The following is a 12239-nucleotide window of genomic DNA, read 5'->3' on the forward strand; positions in this document are numbered from 1 at the left end:
TCGCCAGGACGATCCGTAGCGGCACCGGTCCGTCTCGGTGAGGCTTTCCGGCACCGGAACTGAATCCGGCTCGAAGGAGGGCCAGCCCCATGGCAACCAGAAGATCGATGCTGTTCGGTCTCGCGCTCACCGCCACCCTCGTGGTGCCGGGAACCGCGAACGCCGGGTCGCCGACGCCCACGGTCGGAGTGACCAAGGCACCGTCCCAGCAGTCGTCGACCAAGGTCACCCTGGTGACCGGCGACGTCGTGACGATGACGTCCGCGGCCGGAACCCCAGCGGTGACGGTGACCCCGCACGCCGGGTCGACGGGCAATTTCACCAGCTACTCGGTCGGCAAGGACGTGTACGTGATCCCGCAGGAGGCGGGACCGCTGATCGCCTCCGGCAAGCTCGACCAGCAGCTGTTCAACGTCTCCGGACTGATCGCCCAGGGGTACGACGACGCGCACACCAGCGTCATCCCGATGATCGTCAGGTACGCCGGGCGGACGCTCGCGAAGGCAGCTCCGCCCGCGAGCACCAAGCTGAAGCGTGGCCTGCCGAGCGTCCACGGCGCGGCGGTCACCGCCGACAAGACGAGCACCGCCACGTTCTGGAACTCGATCGACGACAACGTCGGCAAGGCGGCGAAACCGCAGCTGTCCGGTGGGGTCGACCACGTGTGGCTGGACCGCAAGATGCACGCGTTGCTGGACAAGAGCGTGCCGCAGATCGGCGCGCCGGACGCCTGGCAGGCCGGGTACGACGGCACCGGCGTCAAGGTCGCGATCCTCGACACCGGCGTCGACCTGAACCACCCGGACCTGGCCGGCAAGGTCGTCGAGAGCCAGAGCTTCGTCGCCGGGCAGACCGTCCAGGACGGCCACGGCCACGGCACACACGTCGCGTCGACGATCGCCGGCAGCGGCGCGGCGTCCGGCGGCAAGTACAAGGGTGTCGCCCCGGGCGCCGAGCTGGTGATCGGCAAGGTGCTGTCGAACGAGGGCGAAGGCGCCGCGTCCGACATCGTCGCCGGGATGGACTGGGCCGCGCACTCCGGTGCCAAGGTCGTCTCGATGAGCCTCGGCGGTACGGCGGGGCCGAAAGACGAGGACCCGCTGGTCGAGGCGGTCGACTCGCTGACCGCGCAGACCGGCGTACTGTTCACGATCGCGGCCGGCAACTCGGGCCCCGGGGCCGCGACGGTCGGTTCGCCCGGTGACGCCGACTCGGCGCTGACCGTCGGCGCGGTGGACGGCACCGACGCGATCACCGACTTCTCCAGCCGCGGCCCGGCGGTCGGCGGTTCGCTGAAGCCCGAGATCACCGCACCCGGTTCGGAGATCGTCGCGGCCCGCGCGGCCGGGACCAGCATGGGCCACCCGGTGGACGCCAACTACACGTCCGCGAGCGGTACGTCGATGGCAACCCCGCACGTCGCCGGAGCGGCCGCGATCCTGGCCGAGGAGCACCCGGACTGGACGCCTGCCCAGCTGAAGGACCAGCTGATCAGTACGGCGAAGACCACCGCCGACACGTCCGTGTATGCCCAGGGCGCGGGCCGGGTCGACGTCAGCCGCGCGTTCCGTCAGACCGTGGCCGCGTCGGGCGTCGTCGACTTCGGGATGCGTCCGTTCGGCTCGACCGACCCGGTCGTCAAGCAGCTTACCTACACCAACCGCGGTGACCAGCCGGTGACGCTCGAACTCACCCACAAGGCGGCTGGTACGGCGGTTCCGGCCGGCACGTTCCAGCTCGGTGCGAGCTCCGTCACGGTTCCCGCGCACGGCACGGCCGACGTACCGGTGACGCTGACCGGCGGCACGATGGCGACCGGCACGTACGGCGAACACGTGGTCGGCACGTCCGCGGACGGCGCTGTCGTCACCACGGCCGTCGGTTTCGAGCAGGACGTCCAGCGGTTCAACGTGACGATCAACGTCAAGGACCATGGTCAGCCGGTCGACGACCACGCGTACGGCATGATCTTCGTCTTCGACCTGCAGACCGCGCGTCCCGCCGACATGTACTACTTCGAAGGCACCGCGGGCACGCTGACGCTGAACCTCCCGAAGGGCGAGTACGGCTTCGAGTCCGGCACCTACCGGTTCACGAAGGACTGGGGCCAGACCCGGCAGGTCGTGTACGGCGCCGAGTCCGGGGTCGTGCTGGACGCCGACAAGTCGCTCACCTTCGACGGCAGCCAGGCGCACCAGGTCGGCCTGCAGACGCCGAAACCGAGCCAGGTCGACCAGGCCAGGATGAGTATGTCGTTCTCCAGCGACAACAACCCGTTGCGGTACGAGCTGCAGTCGGACGTGGCCGGTTTCACCAAGCTGTTCGCGATCCCGTCGACCGGTAAGAAAGAACTGCTCGAGCACCGCCTGCACTTCTCCGCGACCGAGCCGATCCTCTCGGCCCAGCTGGTCGGCAAGGGCGCGTTCCCGATCGCACCCGAGTACGTCGGCGGCTGGACGGGCTCGAGCAAGATCGTCGGCACCCGGTTGTTCCGCCCCGTGAACGCGGGCACCGGCCGCCCGGAGGACTTCACCACCGCGGTCCGCGGCAACCTCGCGCTCGTCAAGCGCAGCGACGAGGTCAGCACCGGCCAGGTCGTCGCGAACGCGGTCGCCGCCGGCGCCGGCGCGGTCGTCATCTACAGCGACGTACCGGGCGAGTGGGGGACCGCGGTCTACACGCAGAAGGAGACCGCGATCCCAGCGCTCACGCTGTCGGGGGAGCAGGGTGCGAAGCTGGCGGCCCTTGCCGCGCAGGGCAACCTCAAGCTGCTGTTCCACGGCAAGGCGATGCCGTCGTACAGCTATGAGGTGCTGAAGACGCAGGCCGGCATCTCGGCGAACCAGCTGTACCGGGCCGACCCGCGGGAGCTCGCAACGGTCAACGACCGCTTCTACGCCTCCACGCCGTCGACCGAGGGCGGCTTCTCCCGGGCGGTCATCTCGGACACGCAGACGTTCCTGGTCTCGCATCTGGTGCGTACGACGATGCCGCGGACGCTGACGGAGTACGTGAGCTCCGGGGTGCGGACGTTCGAGACCGTGGCAGCCGCCCCGGTCTGGGAGACCCTGCCCGGCGTCATCCAGACCTACCCGGTCGTGCTGAAGCCGGGGCAGGTCACCGACCGCGCCTGGAACAAGGCCGTGGTCCGGTCCGCGATCACGGAGTACCACCCGTACGGGACGCTCCGGCTGGGCGATCTCGGCAGTGTCGACATCGCTCCGCTGCTCGCGACGGAGACCGGTCAGTGGGGTACGCCGCTCAGCCTGCTGGAGACCAAGAAGCTCACGGTCTACCGGGACGGTCAGCTGGTCGGGTCGGCGCCGTGGATGTCGGTCAACTTCCCGATGGTCCCGGAGCCGGCGACGTACAAGCTGGTGACCGAGGTGTCGCGGGACCTGCCGTGGTGGACGACCTCGACCAAGGTCGACAGCGCGTGGACGTTCCGGTCCGAGCACACCGAGCGGGGCGCGTTGCCGGTGATGTCGATCGACTACGACCTGAACGTTGCCCTCGACAACAGTATGCGGGCCGGGCAGATCACGACCCTCGGCCTGGGCTTCCGGAATCCGGCCGGCGTCGCCGCGCCGCACCTGAAGGACGTCACGGTGTCGGCGTCGTTCGACGACGGTGCGACCTGGAAGCAGGTCCAGGTACGCCGGACCGGTGACGCCGGTGCCACCGCTGTCCTGGAGAACCCGCGGACCGCCGGGTTCGTCACGCTGAAGGTGCAGGCCACGGACGTCGACGGGACCGCCGTCGAGCAGACCGTGACCCGCGCGTACCGGGTCCGCTGACAAGCTGAGACGAACTGAGACAAGCAGAGACACGCAGAGATAAGCAGCGTGGCCCCACCTCGAGCACGGGGTGGGGCCACGCTCACGACGCGATCAGCCCGGAGCGGGCGGCGTACCAGGCCAGCTGCATCCGGCTGTCGGTGCCGGACAGTTCCATCAGCCGTTTGATCCGGCGCTGGACGGTCCGTTCGCTCGTCCCCAGCCGCGCCGCGGCCGACTTGTCCGGCATCCCCGACAGTAGGTAGGTGAGCAGTTTGATGTCGAAGTCGTCCCAGGCCGGGCCGCCCTCGACGAGGCTCGTCGCGCTCAGCTGCAACGGCGTCGCGACCTGCCAGACCCGCTCGAACAGGTCGACGAGCAGACGCACCAGCGACTGGCCGCGGACCAGCAGGAAGCCTGGGTCGATGCCGGTCTGGTCGGGCAGCATCGGCAGTAGCACGATCTGCCGGTCCATCACGATCATCTTGCTCGGCAGTTCGTTGACGAGCCGGATCTGGTACCCGCCGGCGAGGAACCGCGCGATCTCGGCCGGTGTCCGCGGGTCCTCCATCGCCGAGCGTTCGTACACGAACCGGTACGACGGCACGTCGGTCGTCACCTCGAGGTCGCCGTCCAGGACGTACGGCGGCCGGAAGAACGCGAGCAGTTCCTGTTTCGCGCCGCGCTCGATGTTGTCGACCCAGGTGGCGAGTTCTTCGGGCGTGGTCAGCGCCTCCACCTCGCTCATCGCCGACGCCGCGCCCGTGCGGTACACGTCGGTCAGTTCGGCCAGCCGCCGCTGCGCCTGCTGCAGCGTGCTCTGGTGCTGTACGACGAGAGTCCCGAGCCCGACGTCCGGCGGTACGGCGTTGTACAGGCCGGCGTCGTCGCCGGTGGCGAGCCCGAGCCCGGCGAGTCGGGTCAGCGCCTCCGTGACCGCCTCGACCGGTAACTGGACGACGGTGCTCAGGTCGTCCGCCGTCGCCCTGCGGCGGCGCAAGAGCTCCACGTAGACACATTCGTCCTGCTCACCCACGCCCAGCCCCTGCAGCATCCTCGACCCCACCCTCTGCGCACACGAAGGACAATGGCGGGACGCTACCCCGAATCGGCCAGAGATCCGATGTCTTGTCTCATGTATAGGCGCGCAGCCCGCTGAGCAGGCCGTGGTGGAACGGATTCGCGTCGACCGCGTCGAACCAGGTAGGACCAGTGACGAGGGGTTCGAGCGGCGGGACGGCCACCGGAACCGGTGCCGCGCCGGCCGGCCCGCGGCGCCCGAGCTGCTCGTCGAGCTCCGGCGCGGGCATGTCCGGCAGGAGGACGAACGAGTCCGCGGGGACCGCGACGCCGGCGGCGAGGGCGGCGAACCTGCCGGCCGCCCGGGTGGCGGCGGCGCCGGGGTCGCCGCGGACCTTCTCGAGGTCTGCGACGACGGTCTTCCAGGTGATCGTCGGATCTCCGTAGTCGATCAGCCGCGACAGGCGGCCAAGACGGATCGGTGTCGCCGTCGGCGCGAGCGGCTTCATCATCGCGGGCAGGCCGTATCGGGCCCGCCCGCCGATCACGACCAGCCGGATGTCGGCCTCGGTGGCCGCGATCAGGCTGCGGTACGGGTCGGCGGCGCGGCGGCGTACGACGATCAGGTCCGCGAGCGCTCCGGGTTCCAGCCGGCCGACCGGGCGCGGCCACACCTCGGTCAGCGCGTCGCCCGGGTTCGACGTCAGCATCCGGACCAGTTCCTCGTCGGTGAAGACCGCCTCGGTCCGGTTCCACAGGTCGGCGACCTTCACCTCCCACAGCACGCTCCGCGTCCCCGACGGGCCCCAGTCAGAGCCGAGACAGAGCCGTACGCCGGCCTCGTGGGCGGTCCGCACGTCCGCGGTCGCGCCGTACAGCCAGAGATTGGAGAACGGCGACCAGACCATGCTGGAGTTCCCGGCCTTCAGCGCGGCGAAGTCGTCCGCGTTCAGCGCCGTACCGTGGATCGCCACCAGTTGCGGCTTCACCACGCCGACGTCCTCCAGCAGCCGGAACTCCGACCGCAGCTTCGGGTCCGATCCCTCCGCCGAATGCGCGATGAATCCCCGGCCCGCCGCCACCGCGGTCGCGTACGGCGTCAGCGCTTCCTTGCTGTCGGCAACAAGTGTGCTGACCCGGATGAAGTCGTCGTGGGTGCCGAGCTTCTCGGAGTCGACGTTGCGCACGAGGTCGTCGTCCGGCGGTACGGCGCCGCGCGGGTTGCCCTGGATGGATGTCGTACCGCCGACGATCGCGCGCGTCTCGACGTACCGGAGCAGGGCCCGCCCGGCCGCGGCGCCGAGCAGTCGGGCCGGCTGACTGATGCGCGAGCTGTACGTCGGTGCGCCGCCCCACTGGTTGTGCGACGTCCACGGCACCTTCCGCGACGGCTCCGTCCACAGCGGCAGGCTGTTGTACATCAGGTGACTGTGCAGATCGATCAGCCCGGGCAGGACCAGGCCGCCGGCCGCGATCCGCGGCGCGCTCCCGAACCCGGCCGGCACCGGGTCGAGCGGCGTCACGGCCGCGATCAGCCCGTCGTCGCCGACGTACACCTCGCCGCCGGCGGCCACCTCCCCGCCCGGGCGCATGGTCACCACGGTTCCGCGCAGCACGAACATGTTCCCCCCTCCCACAACCCCGTTCCCAAGCTACCGTTGTCGGATGCGAGTGGCGACGTGGAATGTGAACTCGGTGAAGCAGCGGATGCCGCGGTTGCTGGACTGGCTCGACGAGCGGCAGCCGGACGTCGTCTGCCTGCAGGAGACGAAGCTCGCGGACGACGCGTTCACGAAGCTGCTGGGCGCCGAGCTGACCGGCCGTGGGTACGAGATCGGGCTGTCCGGCGAGCCGCAGTGGAACGGTGTCGCGCTGCTGTCGAAGGTCGGGCTGGAGGACGTGGTGACCGGGGTCGCCGGAGCGCCCGGGTTCCCTGACCCGGAGGCGCGCGCGGTGGCCGCGACCTGCGGCGGGATCCGGATCCACTCGCTCTACGTGCCGAACGGCCGGGTGCCGGACTCCGACCACTACCACTACAAACTCGCCTGGCTGGCGGCGCTGACCGAGGTGGTCGCGAACGGCCCGGCCGACCAGATCGTCTGCGGCGACATGAACATCGCCCCGACCGACGCCGACGTCTTCGACCCCGCGGCGTACGTCGGTCAGACACACGTCACGCCGCCCGAGCGGCAGGCGCTCGCGGAGCTGATGGCCGCGAAGGACCTGCACGACGTCGTCCGCGACCGCTGGCCGGAGAACCGGATCTTCAGCTACTGGGACTACCGCGCCGGCATGTTCCACCAGGACCTCGGGATGCGGATCGACCTGATGCTCGCGACCGAGAGCGTCGCAGGCCGGGTCCAGGCCGCCTGGATCGATCGCAAGGCGCGCAAGGGCACCGGGCCGAGTGACCATGCCCCGGTGATGGTCGACCTGGACACCGCGCCGGACGGTGACATCGGCCCGGTCGTGCCGCCGCCGTCCGCGCCGCGGGCCGGCCGGAAGCGCACGACCACGTTGCCACAGGGCCGCTGACATGCGCCGGTTCGCCGCGGTCGCGATGCTGCTGCTCGCGACGCTGACCGCCTGCAGTGACAAGTCCGGTGACAAGTCTGGTGACGAACCGAAGGCGATCGCCTGGACCAAGGTCGACGTCGGCCCGGCCGAGCCGGTCACGCTGACCACCCATGACAGCCAGCTGCTCGTCGGCCTTCGGCATCGCGGCGCCAAGGTCGTCCCCGAACTCGAGTTCCTGGACAACGGCAAGCGGACGCCGATCGCGGTGAAACCCAACCCCGCCAGCCCCTACGCGTTCGAGGCGATCTGGTACTCGATCGCGTACGACGGCAAGCAGCTCCTCGCGCTCGGCGGAGCCGCCGGCGGCGCGCACTCGAACACCCGCTGGACCGTCTGGACCGGGACGCCGCAGACCGGCCTGGTCGAGCGTCCGCAGAACTTCTTCACGTTCGGCGGGCAGACCGCGGGAGACCTGTACAGCGCGGTCCTCACGCCGAGCGGCAGCGCACTGCTCGGCTCATGGGGCGGCGTACAGACCGGGAACGACGCGATGGTCTGGCTCCCGCAGAGCAACGGCATGTGGACCCGGCAGGACCCCTCGAAGACGGCGTTGCAGAGCACTCCGTCGCTGCTGGTCGGACCCGGATTCGGCACGACACTCGGCGAGAGCATCGTGCTCGTCGGCTCACAGGTACGGCTCGCGCCGGGCGTGGTCGCGCAGGAGGCCGCGGTCTGGCGTTCGGCCAAGCTCGACACGGGCTGGAAGCGGATCGTGCTGCCCGAGCCGGGCAGCCGCAGCCAGGCCGACACCGCGACCTGTACGACGGACTGCGTGATCTCCGGGTACGCCGACGGTCAGCTCGCGATCTGGCAGCTCGACGCGTCCGGGACCGCGAAGCGCCTGCACGGCGTACCCGCGATCCCGGTGGGGGACGAGGACAAGCTCCCGGCGCCGGTGGTCGACGGCGGGAAGATCGTCCAGGTCGTTGCCCAGGACAACAAGGTGAAGGTGCTCAGCGGTCAGGACGGGCAGTGGACCGTGCAGGACTCGACCGGGCCGTCGGGTGCGCCGACGGCCGCCGCGCTACTGCCGGACCACAAGCTCTACCTGATCGCCGGCACCTCGCTGTGGCAGACCACCCTCAGCTGAGCAGACCCTTCACGTACGCCGCCTGACCGGAGTGCTGTGCACAGTCGTCGATCACGCTGACCAGCCGCACGCCGAGCGTGACCGGCGGGTTCCACCGGCGGTCGACGATCCGGTCGAGGTCCTCGTCGGTGACCGTCTTCAGGAACTCGGCAGTGCGTTCGTGGACGGCGTCGTAGTACCCGAGCAGCTGCTCGGCGGACAGTTGCACCAGCGCGACCTGCTCGGACGTGTGCGCGTAGCCGGTGTCGGCCGCCTCCAACGGGAGCCCGAGGCGCGCGTGCCAGCCGTCCGCCGTGTAGACCTGCTCATACCCGCCCGCGTCCGCCAGGTGATCGTCCTGCACGCGCGTCAGGTGCCACACCAGCCAAGCGATCGAGTTCGCAGTCGGCCCTGGACGGGCCGCGAGCGTTTTGTCGTCGAGCCCGGTCACCACGTCGTGCAGGACCTCCTGCACCCGGCTGTGTGCATCAAGCAGCAGTTCACTCGTCTTCATACGCCCACCGTAGTCCGCCCCTCCGACATTAACGCTCCACCGCGGTACGCAGGGCCGCGTACGAGGCGACGAGCGTACGACGCTCCGCCGCGAGCAACGGGTTGTCCCGGTCGCACCCGGCCCGGACCCACCGGTCCGACAGGTCCATCGCGTCGACCCGCCGCTGCGCGGCCCGGCGTACGGCGTCCCGTTCGACGCAGTACACGTACGAGTACAGGTCGACCAGCGCGGCAACCAGTTCTTCCTCCGTCACGTCCTGAGAGTGCTGGTGTTCCCGATGCACCCGCCACCACTCGACCTCCAGCCGCGCGGCCTCGACCGGCTCCAGCGAGAGCGCGCCGGACAGCGCGACGTGTTCGTAGAAGCGGCGCATGTAGGCGCGGGCCGCGTCCGGCCGGTTGCCCGGGTACGGCGCCCAGGCCTGGTTGGCGCGCAGTACGCACCAGGCTCCGGCCAGTGTCCGGTGCGCCGGCATGCCGAACGCCGCGGCGACCATCCCGACCGCGGCGGTCAGGAACGCCGGCCACTCGTGCCGGTAATACGCGGCCCAGGCGTCGGTCTCGCGGTTGCCGACGAGCACCGGATCGAAGGAGAGTGGACCTGTTCGCATGTGTCCTCCTCGGGGGAGGTTCGATGACCGATGGTAGTCCGATCACGGACGTCGTGAAACGGATGCAGGAGCGGGTCGACGAGTTGCCGGCCGAGCGCGCCCAGCGGCGGTTCTTCCTCGGGACGTACCTGCGGACGACCCAGGCGGTGGGGCAGGCGATCGAGCGGGCGCGGTTCGAGGATCCGGAGTGGGTCGAGCGCTGGGACGTGAAGTTCGCCGAGCTCTACCTGCAGGCGCACGACGGCGAACTCGTGGCGCGTCCCTGGCGGCTGGCGTTCGACGCGCCGGAGACGCTGCCGCCGCTCGCGCATGTGCTGCTCGGGATCAACGCGCACGTGAACTACGACCTGCCGCAGGCCTTGCTCGCGGTGATCAGCGACGCCGACTTCGAGGACCGGCACCTACTGGACCGGCGACGCCGGGACCACGAGCGGATCGACGGCGTACTGGCGGAACGGGTCGCGGCCGAGGACGACGAACTGGCCGCGAGCGGTGCGCGGAGCCTGGTGGACCGCGCGCTGACCCCGCTCAACCGGCTGGCCTCGCAGCGGTTCCTCCGCGAGTCCCGGCAGAAGGTCTGGCACAACACCGAGGAGCTGCAGCAGGCCCGTCTCGACGGGACCTACGACAAGCGACTGGCGGAGCTCGAAGTGCTGAGCGCGGCGAAGGTGGCCGACCTGATCCGACCGGGGCAGGTGCTGTTGCGACTCGCCGTCACGGGTTTCGGTGTCACCCTGCCGCCGCCTTAACCCGGAAGCACGCCCGACCACACAACCCCGAGGGCCAGGCAGCCGAGTGTCACCAAGCCGAACACGCCGACCCACATCAACGCCGGTACGCCGGTCAGCCGCCGGAGCTGGTCGGCGTCCGAGCTGCGCCCCTGCCCGCGCCGCCGGGAGTGCTGTAACTCCAGCACGGCACGAGGCGCCGCCAGCAGCAGGAACCACGTGAGGAGATGCGCGAACGCCGTCTGCACGGAGGTCGAGCCCCACCACGTCACACCGAAGACGACCGCGCCGAACACCAGCACGGACCACAGCCCGAAAAGATTGCGGATCTGGAGCAGCAGGATCACCAACGCGAGCAGCAGCCCCCAGAGCAGGGCGACGGCGTACCCCTGGCTGAGGACGAACGCAGCGGCCAGACCGAACAAGGCGGGACCTGGGTAGCCCGCCAGCAGTACGGCGATCATCCCGCCGCCGGTGGGCTTTCCGCGCGACACCGTGACGCCGGACGTGTCGGAGTGCAGCCGGATCCCGGACAGTTTGCGGCCGACCAGCGCCGCGATCAGCCCGTGCGCTCCTTCGTGCGCGATCGTCACCACCTGCCGCGTGTACTTCCAGATCGGCCGCCACGCGATCAGCAGCAGCGCGACCACGCCGGTACCGATCACGAGGCGGAGCGACGGCTCGGGCTGCACCGACGTGATGTTGTCCCAGAACTCCTTCACCCGCACATCCTTACAGGCAGGTGGTCAACCGCCGGCGGCGCATGAGTACGGCGGTGACGGCGAAGAGCAGCGCACAGGCACTGAAGGCGAGCGGAACAGTGCCGACCGCGGCGAGCGTGGAGATCGCGAGGCCGCAGGTGATCTCGCCGAGGTACTCGAGCTGCGCCAGGAACGAGTGCGTGGTCGCGCGGACGTCGGCGGAGGTCCGGGCGTTGACCCAGATCGTGCTGATCACTCTGGTGAGCGGCGTGACGATCCCGTTCAGCAGCACGACCGCGATCGCGCCGACCACCGCATTGCGGGCGAAGCCGAGCAGCAGCATCCCGAGTACGCCGACCACTGCCGCGAGCGCGTAGTCGGTCCGGGCGTGGTCACCGTTGATCCGCCGGGTCGCGAGCCGGAGAACGACCGCGCCGAGGACGAGGCCGATCACGCCGAGCGCGGTGAACCAGACGATCGGGTCCGGCGCGGTCGGCAGGCCAAGGTCGAACAGCTGCTTCTGGGTCAGCCGGCCGGCGGCGTCCGAGGCGCCGTTCACCAGGAAGGTCGCGGCGAAGATCAGCAGGATCGCGCGACTCCGGCGGACCAGCGTGACGCCGCGGACGAAGGTACTCCAGGACGCGGCCCAGCGGCGGCTGCGGGTCGGCACGAAGTTGTCCTCGGTGAAGCGGAGCGCGAGGTAGCCGGCGAGCGCCGCCATCGCGATGCCGGCGATCACGATCGTGACGTCCCGCCGGGTGCTCCACGCGAGCAGGCCGAGCACGACGAGGCCGGTCGCCGCGCCGGTGAGCTGCGCCCGGGCGGCGCGGGCGAGGACGAGGTTGATGCTTGCCGGGTCGTCCAGTTCGTCGGTGATCAGCGCGACGTCCGAGCCGCTCGCGAAGGTCCACGAGATACCCCACAACACCTGCGTGGCAAGGATCGCGGCGAACGACGTGACCAGGCCGGTCGCGAGCATCGCGGTACCCATCAGGAGCTGCGAGATGACCAGTGACCACTTCCGGCTGATGGTGTCCGCGACGACGCCCGCCGGTATCTCGAAGACCAGCGCGAACGCGCTCTGCACCGAACCGATCAGCACGAGTTCGGCAGGGGAGAGGCCGGCGTCGACGACGAGGTAGACGCTGGTGACGAGCCACCATCCGTTGTGCAGCACGGCCCGCATCCAGGTCCACCGCACGAACGTCGCCACCATGGCGAGAACTCTTCCGAGCGCCGGGTTG

At 70.1% G+C, this 12239-nt stretch carries 10 protein-coding genes; 4 read left to right on the forward strand and 6 right to left on the reverse strand.

Annotated features, from left to right (window positions below; all coding sequences use genetic code 11):
• The first annotated feature begins 89 nt into the window (after positions 1 to 89).
• Entirely contained in the window at positions 90 to 3797 is a 3708-nt protein-coding gene (locus tag AB0M51_RS02270; protein ID WP_344189787.1) for a S8 family serine peptidase, read from the forward strand.
• An 82-nt stretch (positions 3798 to 3879) separates the two neighbouring features.
• Here the strand turns inward: AB0M51_RS02270 and AB0M51_RS02275 are convergent, their stop codons facing one another.
• Both AB0M51_RS02275 and AB0M51_RS02280 read right to left on the reverse strand, forming a co-directional pair.
• The gene (locus AB0M51_RS02275) at positions 3880 to 4830 is read right to left on the reverse strand and encodes a helix-turn-helix domain-containing protein (protein WP_344189785.1); all 951 of its coding nucleotides are present in this window, start codon (positions 4828 to 4830) and stop codon (positions 3880 to 3882) included.
• Positions 4831 to 4909: 79 nt separating this feature from the next.
• Complete coding sequence (locus tag AB0M51_RS02280; protein WP_363747746.1) at positions 4910 to 6418, reverse strand: amidohydrolase family protein; 1509 nt, start codon at positions 6416 to 6418, stop codon at positions 4910 to 4912.
• Positions 6419 to 6461: 43 nt separating this feature from the next.
• Here AB0M51_RS02280 and AB0M51_RS02285 point away from each other — a divergent pair, with 43 nt between their 5' ends.
• Positions 6462 to 7331, forward strand: coding sequence for an exodeoxyribonuclease III (locus AB0M51_RS02285; protein ID WP_363747748.1), 870 nt, complete (start codon positions 6462 to 6464; stop codon positions 7329 to 7331).
• Between the two features lies 1 nt (position 7332).
• On the forward strand, positions 7333 to 8463 hold the full coding sequence (locus tag AB0M51_RS02290; RefSeq protein ID WP_363747750.1) for a hypothetical protein: 1131 nt from the start codon (positions 7333 to 7335) through the stop codon (positions 8461 to 8463).
• On the opposite strand, the gene AB0M51_RS02295 is transcribed toward AB0M51_RS02290, so the two are convergent.
• Both AB0M51_RS02295 and AB0M51_RS02300 read right to left on the reverse strand, forming a co-directional pair.
• A complete protein-coding gene (locus AB0M51_RS02295; protein WP_363747752.1) occupies positions 8456 to 8956 on the reverse strand; it encodes a DinB family protein in 501 nt (166 codons plus the stop codon). The genes AB0M51_RS02290 and AB0M51_RS02295 overlap by 8 nt on opposite strands.
• Before the next feature lie 28 nt (positions 8957 to 8984).
• Positions 8985 to 9566 carry a hypothetical protein gene (locus tag AB0M51_RS02300; RefSeq protein ID WP_344189775.1) on the reverse strand — a complete coding sequence of 194 codons (582 nt, stop codon included), beginning with the start codon at positions 9564 to 9566 and terminating at the stop codon, positions 8985 to 8987.
• A 23-nt stretch (positions 9567 to 9589) separates the two neighbouring features.
• Here AB0M51_RS02300 and AB0M51_RS02305 point away from each other — a divergent pair, with 23 nt between their 5' ends.
• Complete coding sequence (locus AB0M51_RS02305) at positions 9590 to 10315, forward strand: DUF5995 family protein (RefSeq protein WP_344189772.1); 726 nt, start codon at positions 9590 to 9592, stop codon at positions 10313 to 10315.
• Here the strand turns inward: AB0M51_RS02305 and AB0M51_RS02310 are convergent.
• Positions 10312 to 11016, reverse strand: coding sequence for a M50 family metallopeptidase (locus tag AB0M51_RS02310; RefSeq protein ID WP_344189770.1), 705 nt, complete (start codon positions 11014 to 11016; stop codon positions 10312 to 10314). The two genes, AB0M51_RS02305 and AB0M51_RS02310, sit on opposite strands and share 4 nt — an antisense overlap.
• A gap of 10 nt (positions 11017 to 11026) precedes the next feature.
• Positions 11027 to 12211 (reverse strand): MFS transporter, encoded by a 1185-nt coding sequence (locus AB0M51_RS02315; RefSeq protein ID WP_363747755.1) that lies wholly within the window; start codon positions 12209 to 12211, stop codon positions 11027 to 11029.
• Positions 12212 to 12239 lie beyond the last annotated feature (28 nt).

This window comes from Kribbella sp. NPDC051137 (assembly GCF_040682535.1).
Classification (GTDB): domain Bacteria; phylum Actinomycetota; class Actinomycetes; order Propionibacteriales; family Kribbellaceae; genus Kribbella; species Kribbella karoonensis.

Bases quoted from the DNA above. Each gene is read 5' to 3' on its own strand.
- AB0M51_RS02300 (WP_344189775.1), bottom strand. From the start codon at position 9,566: ATGCGAACAGGTCCACTCTCCTTCGATCCGGTGCTCGTCGGCAACCGC.
- AB0M51_RS02315 (WP_363747755.1), bottom strand. From the start codon at position 12,211: ATGGTGGCGACGTTCGTGCGGTGGACCTGGATGCGGGCCGTGCTGCAC.
- AB0M51_RS02280 (WP_363747746.1), bottom strand. From the start codon at position 6,418: ATGTTCGTGCTGCGCGGAACCGTGGTGACCATGCGCCCGGGCGGGGAG.
- AB0M51_RS02295 (WP_363747752.1), bottom strand. From the start codon at position 8,956: ATGAAGACGAGTGAACTGCTGCTTGATGCACACAGCCGGGTGCAGGAG.
- AB0M51_RS02305 (WP_344189772.1), top strand. From the start codon at position 9,590: ATGACCGATGGTAGTCCGATCACGGACGTCGTGAAACGGATGCAGGAG.
- AB0M51_RS02270 (WP_344189787.1), top strand. From the start codon at position 90: ATGGCAACCAGAAGATCGATGCTGTTCGGTCTCGCGCTCACCGCCACC.
- AB0M51_RS02285 (WP_363747748.1), top strand. From the start codon at position 6,462: ATGCGAGTGGCGACGTGGAATGTGAACTCGGTGAAGCAGCGGATGCCG.
- AB0M51_RS02290 (WP_363747750.1), top strand. From the start codon at position 7,333: ATGCGCCGGTTCGCCGCGGTCGCGATGCTGCTGCTCGCGACGCTGACC.
- AB0M51_RS02275 (WP_344189785.1), bottom strand. From the start codon at position 4,830: ATGCTGCAGGGGCTGGGCGTGGGTGAGCAGGACGAATGTGTCTACGTG.